13 protein-coding genes are annotated in these 16,658 nt (G+C 64.0%); 6 read left to right on the top strand and 7 right to left on the bottom strand.

Features of this window, described 5'->3' with window-relative positions:
- Positions 1-49: 49 nt before the first annotated feature.
- Entirely contained in the window at positions 50-847 is a 798-nt protein-coding gene (locus B7G53_RS07090; protein WP_096665683.1) for a transporter substrate-binding domain-containing protein, read from the bottom strand.
- Positions 848-1,055: 208 nt separating this feature from the next.
- Between B7G53_RS07090 and B7G53_RS07095 the strand changes: the two genes are divergently transcribed.
- From B7G53_RS07095 to B7G53_RS22460, 6 genes are all read left to right on the top strand, one after another.
- The gene (locus B7G53_RS07095; RefSeq protein WP_096665686.1) at positions 1,056-1,913 is read left to right on the top strand and encodes a MurR/RpiR family transcriptional regulator; all 858 of its coding nucleotides are present in this window, start codon (positions 1,056-1,058) and stop codon (positions 1,911-1,913) included.
- 13 nt (positions 1,914-1,926) lie between these two features.
- Positions 1,927-3,159, top strand: coding sequence for a diaminopropionate ammonia-lyase (locus tag B7G53_RS07100; RefSeq protein WP_096665689.1), 1,233 nt, complete (start codon positions 1,927-1,929; stop codon positions 3,157-3,159).
- The gene (locus B7G53_RS07105) at positions 3,156-4,391 is read left to right on the top strand and encodes a Zn-dependent hydrolase (protein ID WP_096665692.1); all 1,236 of its coding nucleotides are present in this window, start codon (positions 3,156-3,158) and stop codon (positions 4,389-4,391) included. The genes B7G53_RS07100 and B7G53_RS07105 overlap by 4 nt, the downstream gene beginning before the upstream one ends.
- Positions 4,392-4,438: 47 nt before the next feature.
- Positions 4,439-5,401 (top strand): N-carbamoyl-D-amino-acid hydrolase, encoded by a 963-nt coding sequence (locus B7G53_RS07110; protein WP_096665695.1) that lies wholly within the window; start codon positions 4,439-4,441, stop codon positions 5,399-5,401.
- 639 nt (positions 5,402-6,040) lie between these two features.
- Positions 6,041-9,067 (top strand): GTP pyrophosphokinase, encoded by a 3,027-nt coding sequence (locus B7G53_RS07115; protein WP_096665698.1) that lies wholly within the window; start codon positions 6,041-6,043, stop codon positions 9,065-9,067.
- A gap of 102 nt (positions 9,068-9,169) precedes the next feature.
- Positions 9,170-9,349: a hypothetical protein gene (locus B7G53_RS22460; protein ID WP_141396307.1), complete on the top strand. Its 180-nt coding sequence runs from the start codon at positions 9,170-9,172 to the stop codon at positions 9,347-9,349.
- A 6-nt stretch (positions 9,350-9,355) separates the two neighbouring features.
- Here B7G53_RS22460 and B7G53_RS07120 read toward each other — a convergent pair whose 3' ends face one another.
- From B7G53_RS07120 to B7G53_RS07145, 6 genes are all read right to left on the bottom strand, one after another.
- Complete coding sequence (locus B7G53_RS07120) at positions 9,356-10,432, bottom strand: XdhC family protein (protein WP_096665701.1); 1,077 nt, start codon at positions 10,430-10,432, stop codon at positions 9,356-9,358.
- A 45-nt stretch (positions 10,433-10,477) separates the two neighbouring features.
- Positions 10,478-11,053, bottom strand: a complete 576-nt coding sequence (locus tag B7G53_RS07125) for an SRPBCC family protein (protein WP_096665704.1) — start codon at positions 11,051-11,053, stop codon at positions 10,478-10,480.
- 103 nt (positions 11,054-11,156) lie between these two features.
- Positions 11,157-12,341 carry a vWA domain-containing protein gene (locus B7G53_RS07130; protein ID WP_096665707.1) on the bottom strand — a complete coding sequence of 395 codons (1,185 nt, stop codon included), beginning with the start codon at positions 12,339-12,341 and terminating at the stop codon, positions 11,157-11,159.
- A gap of 17 nt (positions 12,342-12,358) precedes the next feature.
- Entirely contained in the window at positions 12,359-13,264 is a 906-nt protein-coding gene (locus B7G53_RS07135; RefSeq protein WP_096665709.1) for an AAA family ATPase, read from the bottom strand.
- 139 nt (positions 13,265-13,403) lie between these two features.
- A complete protein-coding gene (locus tag B7G53_RS07140) occupies positions 13,404-14,195 on the bottom strand; it encodes an FAD binding domain-containing protein (RefSeq protein ID WP_096665712.1) in 792 nt (263 codons plus the stop codon).
- A gap of 25 nt (positions 14,196-14,220) precedes the next feature.
- The gene (locus tag B7G53_RS07145; RefSeq protein WP_096665715.1) at positions 14,221-16,596 is read right to left on the bottom strand and encodes a xanthine dehydrogenase family protein molybdopterin-binding subunit; all 2,376 of its coding nucleotides are present in this window, start codon (positions 16,594-16,596) and stop codon (positions 14,221-14,223) included.
- Positions 16,597-16,658: the final 62 nt, after the last annotated feature.

The raw sequence follows: 16,658 nt of genomic DNA on the forward strand, positions 1-16,658 counted from the left end.
TCAGGGTCGTGGTGTGCATGAAGGGGCTTGTGTGGGCGTGTGGGGCGGCTCAGTCGGGCAACACGCCAGTGCCGCGGCCCAGCCATTTTTGCGAATACTTCTCCAGCGTGCCATCGGCCTTGGCGGCGCGCAGGATTTCGTTGACCTTGTTCAGCAGCGCGGTTTCACCCTTGCGCACGCCGATGAAGTTGGGCGAGTCTTTCAGCAGCAGCTTGTATTCGGCCTGCACCTGTGGGTTCTTCTGCACGGCAGCGGCGGCCACGGCGGCGCCGGTGGCCAGCAACTGGGTTTGCTGCGAGATGAAGGCGGCCACGGTGGTGGCATCGTCCTCGAAGCGCTGAATCTTCAGCGTGGGCGGGGCCACCTTTTGCAGCACGTCGTCCTGGATAGTGCCGCGGGTGACGGCAATGCTCTTGCCGGCCAGGTCGTCAAAACTCTTGATGCTCAGCGCCTTGGGGCCGAACACGGCCTGGAAGAACGGGGCGTAGGCCACGGTGAAGTCGATCACCTTCTCGCGCTCGGGGTTCTTGCCCAGGGCCGAGACGATCAGGTCAATCTTTTTGGTCTGCAGATAGGGAATGCGGTTGGGTGTGCTCACCGGCACAAACTCGGCCTTCACGCCCAGCTTGTCGGCAATCAGCTGCGCCGTGGCCACGTCCACGCCGGTGAGTTTGAAGTCCGGGCCCATGTAGCCGTAAGGCGGAAAGTCGGAGGCAACGCCCAGGGCAATCGACTTCTTGGCCAACACGGCCGAGAGTGATTCATCGGCCGCGTGGGCCGGCGTGGCCACGGTCAGGACGGCGCTGGCAACCAGGCCAGCCAGGGTGGAGAGTGCTTTGAATTTCATGGAAGGGTTCCTGTAAAGGTGATGGGAGACCTCACCTCTTCCGCAAAATGTGTGCCACCTGCTTTGCATGGCATTGCCCTTGCAAACAGATGGCGGACAATATGAAATATGTGTTTCTTCACAATAAATCCATGAAAAATATGTTTCACACTGGTGCACGCGCTCTCTTTTGGACGTATCCGCACCAAAACCTTTCAGCCGTCCTGCCATGACCAAGGCCAAAGCCATCTCCCTGCGCGAACGGATTCAGGCGCACTACTCGGCGCTGTCCCTGGTGGACCGCAAACTGGCCGACGTGGTGCTGGCCCACGAGAAGGACCTGCTCGCTTACAGCGCCACCGAGCTGGCGGCGCTGGCCGGTGTCTCCAAGGCCAGCACGGCGCGTTTCTTCAAACGCCTGGGCTTTGCCGACTTCCAGGCCTTCCGGCAGCACCAGCGCAATGGCACACCCCAGCCCTCGCCGCTGCACCGCATGGCGCAGCAAGGCACCAGCGCCAGCCCGCTGCAACAACACCTGGCACACGACGCCCGGCAGTTGCAGGCCCTCGCCGACAGCGTGACCGATTCCAGCGTGCAGCAGGCGGCCAGACTGCTGGCAGGTGCGCGCCGCGTCTGGGTGGTGGGTTACCGCAACGGCTACATGGCCGCCTTCTATGCGCAGGCCTTGCTGTCGCAGTTGCGCGCCGAGGTCCATCTGCTCAATGAAGGCACCGGTGAAGACGCCGAACTGCTGGCCGAAATCCAGCCGAACGACGTGCTGCTGGCCATGGACTTTCGCCGCCGCACCCGCCGCCTGTCCCAGGTGGTGGGCATAACCTGTGATGCCGGCGCCGCACTGGTGCTGGTGAGCGATGCCCGCGTGTCGGCGCTGGCGGCGCGGGCGCAGGCCCTGTTCATCTGCCCGCCGCAGGACGAGCCGATTTTTGACTCCTACGTGAGCGCCATCAGCCTCATCAACTACCTGGCCACCGCCACGCTGGCCCAGCTGCCCAAAAAGGCCCGCGCCCGCATGGCCGCCATCGAACAAGTCCATGCGCAACTGGCCGACCTTGAATCTCCTCTCTGAACCCTTCCACCTCATGACCGCTTTAGCTCAACACCCTTTCACCCTGCTGCCCAATCCCCGCTTTGAACCCGGTGAGCCCTATGGTGCGCACCGCAGCACGCTGCTCAGCGCGGCGGCCCTGGAGCAAGCCAGTGCCGTCATCACCTCCTGGCCCGGCTACGCGGTCACGCCTTTGTGTTCCCTGTCCGGCCTCGCCCGCAGCGCCGGCGTGGCCAGCCTTCACTACAAGGACGAAGGTTCGCGTTTCGGTCTGGGCAGCTTCAAGGCGCTGGGCGGGGCCTACGCCGTGGCCCGCCTGCTGTGCCGCGAACTGGGCCAGCGCCTGGGCCGCAGCGTCAGCCACGCGCAGTTGCAGAGCGAGCCCGCGCTGCGCCAGGCCTGTGCCGACATCACCGTCACCTGCGCCACCGACGGCAACCACGGCCGCTCGGTCGCCTGGGGGGCGCAGATGCTGGGCTGCCGCTGTGTCATCTACATCCACGCCACCGTCAGCGAGGGGCGCAAGGAGGCGATTGCCCGCTATGGCGCGCAGGTGGTGCGCACCAGCGGCAATTACGATGAGGCGGTGCAGCAGGCCGACCGCGATGCCAGGGCCAAGGGCTGGTTCGTGATCTCCGACACCTCGTATCCCGGCTACATGGACATTCCGCGTGACGTGATGCAGGGCTACCAGCTCATGGTGCACGAGGCCGTCAGCGCCCTGCCGCAGTGGCCCACCCACGTCTTTGTGCAGGCGGGGGTGGGTGGTTTTGCGGCAGCGGTGTGTGCGTATTTCTGGGAGCGTGACAGCGCGCAGCGCCCGGTGTTGGTGGTGGTGGAGCCCGAGCGTGCCGACTGCCTGCTGCAAAGCGCGCGCGCCGGCGCCGTGGTCGCGGTCAAGGGCGATCTGGACACCTTGATGGCCGGCCTGGCCTGTGGCGAGGTCTCCTTGCTGGCCTGGGACTTCCTGGCCACCGGCGCCAATGCGTTTTGCACGATTCCCGACCCGGCCGCCGTGGATGCCATGCGCCTGCTGGCCAATCCCGACGGGGCCAATCCGGTCATCGTGGCCGGCGAGTCCGCCGTGGCGGGCCTGGCCGCCGCCCTGCTCACGGCGCAAGACCCCGCCGCCCGCACAGCGCTGGGCCTGGGGCCGGACAGCCGCGTGTTGCTATTCGGCAGCGAGGGAGACACCGACCCTGCCCTGTACCAGCAACTGGTGGGCCGCAGCGCCGCCCAGGTGTTGCAGGACGGAGCGGCCGCATGACCGCCCCCCAGATCAACGGCCAGCGTCTGCTGGAAAGCCTGCAGGCGCTGGGTCAGATCGGCGCGCTGCCCGGTGGTGGCGTCAACCGCCTGGCCTTGACCGATGCCGACCGCCAGGGCCGCGACTGGACGGCGGCGCGCATGCGCGAACTGGGCATGCGCGTCGAGGTGGACGCGATTGGCAACATCGTCGGCACTTTCCCCGGCACCGGGGAGGGGCCCCCGGTGATGATGGGTTCGCACATCGACACCGTGCGCACCGGCGGCCTGTATGACGGCAACTACGGCGTGCTGGCCGGTCTGGAAGTGGTGGCCACGCTGCGCGAGGCGGGCCTGCCAACCCGCCGCCCGCTGGCCGTGGCCGTGTTCACCAACGAAGAAGGCGCACGCTTCCAGCCCGACATGATGGGCAGCCTGGTCTATGTCGGTGGCCAGCCGCTGCAGGAGGCGCTGGCCACCTGCGATGCCGAGGGTGTGTCGGTGCAGGCCGAGCTGCAGCGCATCGGCTACCAGGGCACAGCCCCGGTGGGCGCGCCGCGGGTGGACAGCTTTGTGGAACTGCACATCGAACAAGGCCCGGTGCTGGAGCAGATGGGCCTGCAGGTCGGCGTGGTCGAAGGCGTGCAAGGCATCTCGTGGACCGAGTTCACGGTGGAAGGCCAGTCCAACCACGCCGGCACCACGCCCATGGCCCTGCGCCACGACGCCGCGCTGGTGGCGGCGCAAGTGGCGGTGTTTGTGCGTGAACTCAGCGCACGCATGGGCGGCCGGCAACTGGCCACCGTGGGCGCGCTGCGGCTCAGCCCGAACCTGGTCAACGTCATCGCGCAAAAAGCCGTGTTCACCGTGGATCTGCGCAACACCGACAGCGCCGCGCTGGCGCAGGCCGAAGCCGACCTGCACGCCTATGTACAGCAAGCGGCGCAGGCCGAAGGCGTGCGCATCAGCTCGCGCGCCCTGGCCCGTTTTGAGCCGGTGGACTTTGACGCCGCGGTGGTCAACCTGGTGGAGCAGCACGCGCAGGCACTGGGTTGCAGCCACCAGCGCATGCCCAGCGGCGCAGGGCACGACGCGCAGATGCTGGCCCGTGTCTGCCCCAGCGCCATGATTTTTGTGCCCAGCGTGGGCGGCCTGAGCCACAACGTGCGCGAACACACCGAACCTGCCGACCTGCAACGCGGCGCACAGCTGCTGCTGCAGGTGGTGCTGGCGCTGGCCAACCGCCCTGTCTGATCCAGCTTCCTCATTCAACTTCCCCCCAACTTCCACCCCACTACGCCATGCCACGCTATCTCAACGTTGCCCTCGGCCAGCTCGGCCCCATCCAGCGCGCCGACTCCCGCACCCAGGTGGTGGCCCGCCTGTGTGACCTCATGCGCCAGGCCCACGCCGTGAGCGCGCAGCTCATCGTTTTTCCCGAACTGGCGCTGACCACCTTTTTCCCGCGCTGGTACATCGAGGACGAGGCCGAGATCAACAGCTTCTTCGAGCAATCCATGCCCAACGCCGCCACGCAGCCGCTGTTCGACCTGTCGCGCGAACTCGGTGTGGGCTTTTACCTGGGTTATGCCGAGCTGGCGCAAGAGGCCACCGGCGCGGTGCGCTACAACACCTCCATCCTGGTGGACCGCAGCGGAACCATCGTCGCGAAGTACCGCAAGGTGCACCTGCCGGGCCACAAGGAGCACGAACCGTGGCGGCGCTTCCAGCATCTGGAAAAGCGCTACTTCACCCCCGGCCCCGGCTGGGGCGTGACGCAGGCCTTCGGCGGCATCATGGGCATGGCCCTGTGCAACGACAGGCGCTGGGCTGAGACCTACCGCGTGATGGGCCTGCAAGGTGTGGAAATGGTGCTGATCGGCTACAACACGCCCGTGCACAACGCGCCGGCGCCGGCGCATGACGACCTGTCGCTGTTCCAGAACCAGCTGTCCCTGCAGGCCGGCGCCTACCAGAATGGCACCTGGGTGGTGGGCGTGGCCAAGGCCGGTGTGGAAGAAGGCGTGGACAGCATAGGCGGCAGCTGCATCGTCACCCCGTCCGGCGAAGTGGTGGCGCGCTGCCTGACCAAGGACGACGAAATGGCCATCGCCCGCTGCGACCTGGATTTCTGCGCCGTCTACAAACGCACCACCTTCAACTTCGACCTGCACCGCCAGCCGCACGCCTACGGCCTGATCGTCGAGCGCAAGGGCGAGACACTGGCCGCCGATGGCTCACCCTTGCACCTGCCTGTTTCTTGAGCATGCCCGGCATCACCAGCACTGGCGCGGCATTCTCGAGTTGTTCAGGCCCTTATCCACAGCCTGGGCAACAGGGTGTGGGGGTAACTTCGGGGGTGGTCGCCGGGGTGCGGGCCGCACTCACACCTGCGATATCGGTCAGACTGAACCAGCTGATTCGATCTTTTTTTTATAGCTGCTTGCGCTTACTGCATAAGGGCTGGAGGCCTATTTCATCTCAAAGAGCGGCCGATACCGAGTGTTGAGCAACAGGCGGGCCTGGTGCGTGGTTGGTATCAGACTGGAAGCGGTCATTCGGATGAGTAGTCCGATTGATCGCTATGGGCTCAAGCCGCCACCTAACGATTTCAACTTGAATGTCAGCAAAGCAGCCATGCCAACTATTCAGTAATCCCGCGTGATTGGCGAATCTGGGCCAACAGAAACCACCCAGTTGCGAAGTCTATCGGGATGCCAACCAGCGTTCGCCAGTGACGGTTAGAACCTAAGCCGTTCGTGCGATTGCTGAAGCGAGGCCATGCTTCAGTCGAGTTAAGTCGCAGTGCATATCAGCAGCGCATCGCCCGGGCGTTAACTGCGTTCGGAGTAGCGAAGCGACCTCAGGGCTAAGATGATGAGACGAGAACGGGTGGAGAACAAATGGACTTCCAATGCTATGAGCGTGAGGCGAGAGAGGCGTACGCTGCTCTCGCAGAGACAATTGCGACGATCTTGACTGCAGCAATCGGTGCGGAGAGAGGTTACCGGCTCCAGCAGGTTACGGAGCGAGCGAAGCAACCGGCTTCGTTACTGAAGAAACTCGAGCAGCGTGGGATCGCAACAACGACGGCGCTTGAAAACGACATTAAGGATCTCGCTGGCTGCCGCATCATCTTTTATACCAATGGCGACGTCACGCGGTTCATCAACTCCGGCATCATCGACCAAAATTTTGAGGTTCTCGAGGCCAAGATACACCATCCCGGCCACGTGGTCGAAGATGCGGCCGAACTCTACATCTCCAACCACTATCTCGTTAGACTTCGGCCTGAGCGGATTGCTCTACCCGAATATGCCCACTTCTCTGGTATGCGGTGTGAGATCCAGATCCAGACCATTCTGAATCATGCCTGGGCTGAGATGGCGCACGACACTATCTACAAAGCACCAACTCTCGTCGACTTCGGCGGCAAGGAGTTTGACGGCATCAAGAGCCGGTTGCAAAAGGTTGCACGCAAATATCTATTGCCTGCGGGCTATGAGTTTCAAAAAATTGCCAGCGACTTCCAGCGGCTCATTGAAGGTAAAGCGCTATTTGACGGTGATGCATTGGAAGCGATCGTTGACGCGGCGGATAACAATGTTCGCGTCGCAGCGCTAGAGACATTCGCCGAGAACGTCCTTCCGCTCTATGACGATTTGCAAACGGTCTATCCCGAGATCTTCGCCCGGCTGGTCGAGGCTGCGGATCGCGCGCGGGTAACACCGCCTGTCGTGATCGAGACACCTTATGGCACGTTGCCAGCAAAAACCTACAGTGACGTTGTCAAGGCTATCGCGGACATCTTCGCGCGATATCGCTACCTCAACATTGCGGCCACGTTCGACGCGCTTTGCAGGCTTTACGGCTGGGCAGCAGGGGGAGAGGATGAACAAAAACCGCTGATTGAGCTGGGCATGGCGCTTGCTAAGCATCAACTGCATGTCTGGCAGCAGCACGGCCCTGCCGCACAGGTAATTTTGGTTGAACGCATCGAGATGCTTGGTGACGACGAACGCCGTGTTTTGTCTCCACTGCTGAGCGCGATGCTTGGGGAGATGCTGGGCACGGAGATTAGCGGCACAACAAACAGTTCCATTGCCGTGACATTCCATCGTGGAGCGGTGGTTGCCTCCGACGCGCTTCGCGACGTCCGCACAAAGGCGATCGCCCTGCTGAAGCGCCAGTTCGCGCTGGCCGTGAGTGACGAAGAGCGCCGCGCCATCCTGCTGGCGCTTCAAGCCGCGACGCGCCTCCCATTTAGCGCCGGATACAGTAATGCGCTCGCGCGACTGGTGATGGACGACACGCGGACCATTATGGAATTCCAGACTGAGATCGTGTCGACGTTGGGTCTTGATTTGCGACAAACGACCGAGGACTGGATCCATCGTGGCTACTGGAGATATGCAGAACTGCCTCAGAGCATGCGTGAGGATCCGGAATTGGTCGCAGCGTGTCCGCGGGTACTAGCTGCTGCGCTCGCATTCCGCGACGTCGTCAATGCCGATCCCGATTTCGAGATTTACAAGATATTGGTCGGCTTCAATTCGGTGTATCCGCCCGCTTGGGAGGACGAAGATTTTAGCTATGAGCAGACCCAATCTTATAGGACTGAGCGGGTCGATGCGCTGCTAGCCTCAGTCAATGAAACCAACGCGGATGTCTGGTTCGACAGGATCAGCCGATATGCACGGACCGAGTCCAATGACGCTGCCACCTTTCCGGTATTTGGCAACTTCCTCGATCAACTGGCAGAGGCGCAACCGGCTATCGTCTTCAGCTATATCGACCGGCTCGAAGGACCGCTCGAGAACTTCCTGCCCCCAATGCTCGCCGGGCTAATGCGGAGCACTGAACATGCACAAGCGCTCGCCCGGGTCGACGCGTGGCTTGGTGCGGGCAAGCATATCGGCAAAATCGCCTGGTATCTACGATTTGCGGATCCATTCGATGAAGCCCTGCTTCGTCGTGCCCTTGCCAGTGCGCTCCAACACAGTGACAGACTTGCGACGCGCAATGTACTGATCGCTGCCGTCAATCAGTTCGCCACTCATCCCGGTACTCTGATTGAGGCAGTATTCCTTCCAGCGCTCCGATACCTCGCAAAGGCCGGGGACTTCAGCTGGGTTCGGATGCCGTGGTTCTCCTGGCTTAATAACCCGATCATCCAGGGGCTCGACGAAGAACAGGCGAGCATCGTGCTAAACGCACTGGTGTCCTATCCCGAACTCGAATATGACGCCGAACACATCACTGCCGCCATCGCCAAGCGTTGGCCCGCAAGTGTTGTGACCTTCATCGGGAAGCGGCTGGCATTTGCGCGAACGGATGCCGTGCCACCGCATTACGACGCAGTACCGTTCGCTGTGCACGAGCTTCAGGCACCGCTTGCCGTCGTTCCTGACCTCATGCTGGTCGGCGCGCGAACCTGGTTTGACGCTAGCCCCCAACACTTCACCTATGACGGTGGAAGGTTGCTCGCCTCGGTGTTTCCGGATCTGTCGAACGGATTGGAGACGCGACTTGCGGCGTTGATCGCGGGCGGCAACGAACAGGATCTGGCGTTCGCGCTCGGCGTTCTATCTGCGTTCGAGGGGAAGCCTTGCATCTACGGGCTCGTGCGCGCGACTGTCGTCGCCCTGGGTCCTGAGAGCCGATTGCTATGCGAGGCCCGATCCGTGTTGCAGGCGACGGGTGTCGTGTCCGGGGAATTCGGCTTTGCGGAGCTACACGCTGAGCGAAAAGCGTTGCTCGAGCCATGGCTTACCGACCCACACGAAAACGTCCGGATATTCGCAACTAAGCAGATTCACGAACTTGATCGGCAAATCGCTTCTGAAACCCGATCTGCCGAGGCGTCAATTGCAATGCGCAAGCTTAACTATGACGAGGAACTTGATGGCGGCAAGTCTGGTGTCAAATGATTGCTTTGCCGAGCATCTCAGCTTGTGGCCGACAAGCGACCATCGTTGGACGAGGCTGAAAGAGAGCTTCAGCGCCCATTGTCGACATTCAGACACGGACTCGTGGACGACCGCGATGCGAATCTTGTCGCTATTGAGGTGAATTTGCCGAACTCCGCTTTCAGTTTGTTGCCAACGGTCGCTGATGCTGCACGAATGCCGCTTTTTTTGCCGAAAATGGTTTTTCATTTGAGTTCGACGACCGGCTGCATTCGCCGCCTTGCAGCCACTCAATCGGACTGACCCCCCTCAAGAACTCCGCGCCACCCCGCACACCAGATCGCCCGGCTCATTCGCCAGCACCGCACGTTCGTTCTTGGCCTGCGCCACTTCCATGTCGCGCGGCAAGACCACGCCGTTTTTCACGGCCAGCACCTCGGCCATCACGCTGACGGCGATTTCGGGCGGCGTCTTGCTGCCGATGTAGATGCCGATGGGGCCGCGCAGGCGCGCCAGCGTGGCTTCGTTGAGGCCGAAGTGTTCGGCCATGCGCTGGTGGCGCGCCTCGTTGTTGCGCCGGGAGCCGATGGCGCCGACGTAAAACGCGTCGGTGGCCAGCGCTTCGAGCAGCGCCAGGTCGTCGAGCTTGGGGTCATGGGTGAGCGCGATCACGCAGCTGCGCCGGTCGGGTTTGAAGGCGACCACCACGTCGTCCGGCATGTCGCTGAGCACTTTCGCGCCGGCAACCGACCAGGCACTGCGGTATTCCTCGCGCGGGTCGCACACGGTGACGGAAAAGCCGCTGAACAGGGCCATGGTCGCGAGGTATTCGGTGAGCTGGCCCGCGCCGATGAGCAGCATGCGGTACTCGGGCCCGAAGGTGTTGACCAGTTCGACCGACGAGACGCTGAGTTCGGCCGGGGCCCTGGCCGTAGCGAGGGTGACCGCGCCGTCGGTCAGGCGCACCGTGCGCTGCATCAGCTGCCCGGCCTCGAGCGCCTGCACCAGCTGCGCCAGCGTCTCGGCGTCGGGGTCGTATTCCAGCAGCAGTTCCAGCGTGCCGCCGCAGGGCAGGCCAAAGCGGTGGGCTTCGTCGGCGGTGACGCCGTATTTGACAAAGGTCGGCGGCCCCGAGGGAATGGTATGGCCGCCGCCCTGCGCAGGCGCCGACGCATAGGCCTGGGTGTGGCGATAAATCAGGTCGTCTTCAATACAGCCGCCGGACACCGAGCCGACCACGGCGCCGTCTTCACACAGCGCCATGATGGAGCCGACCGGACGCGGCGACGAGCCCCAGGTGCGCACCACGGTGGCCAGCAAGGCGCGCTTGCCCGCCGTGCGCCAGTCGCGCAGGGTGCGCAGAACCATCACATCGAGGTTTTCCATGGCCGTTCTCCTTTCTGACCTTTCTGATCTTTCGGACCCGGGCGCCTAACGTGCGAGCCAGACCGCGCCGGCGATCAGCACCGCGGCCCCCACAATCCATACCCACACCGGGATGGCCGGGCCAGCCGGCTCCGTCGTGACATCACCCATGACCATTTTGGCGGCATAACTTTCGGGGTGCTGGCGCTGCATTTCCTCGTCGAAGCGCTTGAAAAAATCTTCGGCCATGGACTTGGCCGCACCGTCGATCAGGCGTTGGCCGAGCTGGGCCACCTTGCCGCCGACCGAGGCATGCACGGTGTAGGAGAGTTCGCAGCCGTCGGCATTGGGCACCAGCGTGACTGCGGCACTGCCCTTGCCGAAACCGGCCACGCCGCCCTGCCCGTCGAACGACAGCTTGTAGCTGGCCGGCGGGTTGATGTCGGTGAGCGTGATCTTGCCGGTAAACCTGGCCGAGACCGGGCCGATCTTCAGCGCCATGCCGATGGCGTACTGGTTCTCGCTGGTGGGCTCCACCTTGTCGCAACCGGGGATGCAGGCCTTGAGCACGGCCGGGTCGTTCAGCGCGTCCCAGGCTTGTTGTTGTGTCACGGCCAGTTGGCGGCTTCCTTGCATGTCCATGTTTTTTTCCTTTTCTTTTCTTTGGCTATCCAGCTTGTTATCTGTTTGGTATAGGTCCCTTGCACCTGTCGGAAGGTTCGACAGGCCCAGCCCAAACGGGGATTTACTTTCTCATCAGAGCCGCCAGGCTGGCGGCCAGTTCCTCGAGCTTGGCCAGATTGTGAACCGCCAGCATGCCGTGTGCATGGGCATGCAGCACCGCCGCGCCGCGCGCCAGCGGCGCGTAGCCGTCAAAGCGCAGCAAGGGGTTAAGCCACAACAGGCGGCGGCTGCGCCGGCGCAGCCAGGCCAGTTCGCGGGCCAGGTCGGCCGGCTCGCCGGTGTCCAGCCCGTCGGTGATGACCAGCACAATGGTACGCCGCCCGACCAGGCGGCGCGCATGGTGCTCGCGCAAGGTGGCCAGCGACGCCCCGAGCTGGGTGCCGCCGGCAAAGTCTTCAATCGCCAGGCTGGCGTGGGCCAGCATCTCGTCGGTGTCGGCCTGGCGGAAGGCCGGCGTCAGATCGGTCAGGTGCATGCCGAAGGCAAACACGTCGCGGTGCGGGTGGCGCCGGGTGGCGGCATGCAAAAAGGCCAGCAGCAGGCGCGCATAACGCTCCATCGACCCCGACACGTCGACCAGCACCAGCAGCGGCAGGGCCTGCTCGCGCCGCTGCAGCCGCGGCAGCTGCATCAGCTCGCCGCCGGTGCGTGCGGCCTGGTGCATCACACCGGGCCAGTGCATGCGCGCGCCACTGGTGGCCGGCCGGCTGCGCCGCGAGGCAAACATGGGCAGCGGCAGCTTGATGTCGCGCGCCAGGCGCTCGACCAGCCGGTACTCGGTGGCCGACAACGCGTTGAAGTCGGCATGCTGCAGGCGCTCGATGTCGCTGGCGGTCATGGCGGCGTCGAACTCGACCTTCTGGTCTTCGGTACTGGGTTTGGCCTGCTGGCCAAACGCCTTTTGCGGCGCCAGCGCCTCGCGCACCCGCGGGCGGCGCTTGCTGGGTTCGGCCTTGCCCTCGGCGCTGGGCAGCAGTTGCGCGAGCAGCTTGTTGGCGACTTTCGGGTCCTGGAAATACACGTCGAACAACTCACGGAAGACCAGCCGGTCCTGCTCGCGGCTGACCATCACGGCTTCGAAGGCGGCGCTCAGGTCTTCCCTTTCGCTGATGCCGACGGCGAGCGCGGCTTCCTTGGCGAGGGCAATGCGCTGGCTGTCCACCTTGACACCCGCGCGGCGCAGGGCGCGGCCGAAACCGGCGATGTTGTCGGCGAGTTTGCCGCTGCGTGCGTCACCCAACAACATGAACTACCTCGCCCGCTTCACTCGGCGGCCGCCTCTTCAGGCTTCAGCAATTCGACGGCCAGCTCATGCGTCAAGGCAGCGACATCTTCCCGCTGCTTGAACAAAATGCCCGCCGTGTCGGCCACCACTTCCGGGTCCACCACCAGCGTGTCCAGCGCCACCAGCGCTTTCGCCCATTCGACACTTTCGGCGATGCCGGGCGCGCGCTGGAAGGCGTTGCCAAACGGCGAGCGGCGCAGCCGGTCCACAAACCCCGCCACCTGGGCCGACAGCTGTTCGCCCGCCTCCGGCACCTGGGCGCGGATGATCGCCAGTTCGCGGTCGCGGTCGGGGTAATCGAGCCAGTGGTAGAGGCAGCGCCGCTTGACCGCGTCATTGAGTTCACGCGTGCGGTTGCTGGTCAGGATGGTCACCGGCGTCACCTGCGCGCGCACCGTGCCGATTTCCGGAATGCTGACCTGGTACTCGCCAAGGTATTCGAGCAGAAAGGCTTCAAACGGCTCGTCGGCGCGGTCCACCTCGTCGATCAGCAGCACGGCACCCGGCGCCGGGGTCTGCAGCGCCTGCAGCAGCGGCCGGCGGATCAGGTAGCGGTCCTGGTAGACCTCGCGTTCGACATCGGCCGCATCGCCATGGCCTTCGACGGCACGCATGTGCAGCAGCTGGGCCGCGTAGTTCCATTCGTAGAGGGCTTCGCGCTGCTCCAGCCCGTCGTAACACTGCAGGCGGATCAGCTGGCGCTGCAGCGCGAGCGCCAGCGCCTTGGCCAGCTCGGTCTTGCCGACGCCGGGCTCGCCTTCGAGCAGCAGCGGGCGCTGCAGCTTGAGCGCGAGAAACACCGCCGTCGCCAGCCGCCGGTCGGCAAAGTAGCCGGCGCCCTGCAGCGCCTGGGCCAGTGCATCAATCGTGGGAAAAGGTGTCATCGGGTCAGTGTACCTGTTGCTATCTATTCAATAGCTGCTTGCGCCCGTCCATCAAGGGCGGAAGGCCTAAAAGGCATCGAAGGCTTCAAACCGTTCAGACCGGGCCTGGGGTAGGCCCCGCCCGAACGGTTGGGCACTGTCAGGCCAGCGCCCTCGCCACGCCCCGCTGGGTCTGCACGCTGATCAGGTTGGCGCGGTAGGCCGCCGTCGCGTGGATGTCGCTATTGAGGTCTGTCGCGTCAATCTTCACCGCCGCGGCCGCTTCGGGCGTGAAGCTCTTGCTCAGAGCCGCTTCCAGCCCCGCGTGGCGGAACACGCCGCTGGAGGCGCCGGTGACGGCCACACGCACGCCCGCGTCAAACTGCGCCACAAACACGCCGACCAGCGCAAAACGCGAGGCCGGCTGCTTGAACTTCATGTAGGCCGCACGTTTGGGAATCGGAAAGCTGATCGCCGTGATCAGCTCGCCCTCTTCCAGCGCTGTGGCAAACATGCCGAGGAAAAAGTCGTCGGCCGCAATCTTGCGGGTGGTCGTGTGAATGGTCGCGCCCAGCGCCAGCACCGCACTCGGGTAGCAGGCCGACGGGTCGTTATTGGCGACCGAGCCGCCCAGCGTGCCCATGGCGCGGACCTGCCGGTCGCCAATGTTGGCGGCCAGCCCGGCCAGCGCCGGCAGCGCTGCCTTCAGTTCGGCGTTGGTCGCCACGTCGGCGTGGCGCGTCATGGCGCCGATCACAAACGCATGGCCTTCGCGTTTGATGCTGGTCAGCTCCTTGATGCCGCTCAAGTCAACCAGCTGGTCCGGGCTGGACAGGCGCAGTTTCATCGAGGCCAGCAGGGTCTGGCCGCCGGCCAGGGCTTTGGCGCCGTCGGCCGTGAGCTGCGCGGCGGCAGCCAGGGAGGTGGGACGTTCCAGGGTGAAGGGATACATGGTGGTTTTCTCCTTGGATAGCTGTTTATTTCTTTGCAGACTGGATGGCTTCCCAGACGCGGCCAGGTGAAGCGGGCATGTCGAAGTCTGTCACGCCGAGCGGCTTGAGGGCGTCGAGCACCGCATTGATCACCGCCGGCGGCGAGCCGATGGCACCGGCCTCGCCGCAGCCCTTGGCGCCCAGCGGGTTGTGGCTGCAGGGTGTGCACAGCGTGTCGAGCGTGAAGTTGGGCATGTCGTCGGCACGCGGCATGGTGTAGTCCATGAACGAGCCGGTCAACAACTGGCCTGATTCAGGGTCGTACACGCAGTTTTCGAGCAGCGCCTGGCCAATGCCCTGTACCAGACCGCCGTGCACCTGGCCTTCGACAATCATCGGGTTGATGATGTTGCCGAAATCGTCCACAGCGGTGAAGCGGTCCACGCGCACCTGACCGGTGGCCGGATCGACCTCGACCTCGCAGATGTAGGTGCCGGCCGGGAAGGTGAAGTTGGTCGGGTCGTAAAACGCGGTTTCGTTCAGGCCGGGTTCGAGCTTGTCGAGCGGGTAGTTGTGCGGCACGTAGGCGGTCAGCGCCACCTGGCCGAAGGTCACCTTCTTGTCGGTGCCCTTGATGGTGAACTCGCCGTTGGCAAACTCCACGTCGGCATCGCTGGCCTCCATCAGGTGCGCGGCGATCTTCTTGGCCTTGGTTTCGATCTTGTCGAGCGCCTTCATGATGGCCGTGCCGCCGACCGACATGGAGCGCGAGCCGTAAGTGCCCATGCCAAAAGGCACGCGCCCCGTGTCTCCGTGAACAATGTCCACCGCATCGACCGAAATGCCGAGCCGTGCGGCTACCACCTGTGCAAAGGTAGTCTCGTGGCCCTGGCCGTGGCTGTGGGAACCGGTGAACACCGTCACGCTGCCGGTCGGGTGCACACGCACTTCGCCGCACTCGAACAGACCGGCGCGCGCCCCGAGCGCACCGGCAATGTTGCTGGGTGCCAGGCCGCAGGCCTCGATGTAGCAGGAGTAACCCATGCCGCGCAGCAGGCCCTTGGCGGCCGATGCGGTCTTGCGCTGCGCAAAACCTGCCACGTCTGCCAGCTCGTTGCCGCGCTTGAGCAAGGCGTGGAAGTCGCCCACGTCGTACTGCAGCGCCACCGGTGTCTGGTAGGGAAAGTCTTTCACAAAGTTGAGGCGGCGGATTTCGTCCTGCGCCAGGCCCAGCTCCCAGCCGCAGCGCGTGACCAGGCGCTCCAGCAGATAGGTCGCTTCAGGGCGGCCGGCGCCGCGGTAGGCATCCACCGGCGCGGTGTTGGTGAACCAGGCATCGACCTCGACATAAATCTGCGGGCAGGTGTACTGGCCGGCCAGCAAGGTGGCATAGAGGATGGTCGGCACGGCCGGCGCAAAAGTCGAGAGGTAGGCGCCCATGTTGGCGTCGGTGTGCACCCGCATCGCCAGAAACTTGCCGTCCTTGTCCATCGCCATCTCGGCATGGCTGGAATGGTCGCGGCCATGGGCGTCGCTGACGAAAGCCTCGCTGCGGTCAGCCGTCCACTTGATGTTGCGGTTGAGCTTTTTGGACGCCCAGGTCAGGCACACGTCTTCCGCGTACAAATAGATCTTGGAGCCGAAACCACCGCCCACGTCGGGCGCAATCACACGCACCTTGTGCTCGGGCAGGCCCATCACAAACGCCGTCAGCAGCAGGCGCTCGACGTGCGGGTTCTGGTTGGAGACATAGAGCACGTATTCATCGGTCGCGCGGCTGTAGGAGCCGATCACGGCGCGCGGCTCCATGGCGTTGGGGATCAGCCGGTTGTTGGTCAGGTCCAGCTTGGTGACATGGGCGGCCGTGGCGAAAACCGCGTCCACCTGGCCCTTGTCGCCGATCGCCCATTTGTAGCAATGGTTGTCGGGAGCGGCCTCATGCAGGGCGGTGGCCTTGGCCGCGTCGGTGACACGGACCACGGCGCTCAGCACGTCGTAATCGACCTCGACCAGCTCGGCGGCGTTTTTCGCCTGCTCCAGCGTTTCGGCCACCACCATGGCGACGTGGTCACCCACATAACGCACCTTGCCCTGGGCCAGGATGGGGTGCGGCGGCTCCTTCATCGGGTTGCCGTCGGTGCTGGTGATCAGCCAGCCGCAAGGCAGGCCGTTGATCTTGTCGGCCGCCACGTCCTCGCCGACAAACACGTCCAGCACACCGGGCGCGGCCTTGGCGGCGGCGGTGTTGATGCTGTTGATCTTGGCGTGGGCGTGCGGGGAACGCACGAACACCGCGTAGCTCTGGTTGGCCAGCGTGATGTCATCGGTGTATTGCCCACCACCAGTGAGAAAGCGGTAGTCCTCCTTGCGGCGGACGGACGTGCCAATGTTTGGCAGGTTGACGAAGTCGGATGCACCCATGTGTGTACTCCTGAAAATTTGAAAAAAACCGGTTGCCAGGGTTGCCTGTGTTGTCAGCGGCT

This window comes from Polaromonas sp. AET17H-212 (assembly GCF_002379085.1).
Taxonomy (GTDB): domain Bacteria; phylum Pseudomonadota; class Gammaproteobacteria; order Burkholderiales; family Burkholderiaceae_C; genus Polaromonas.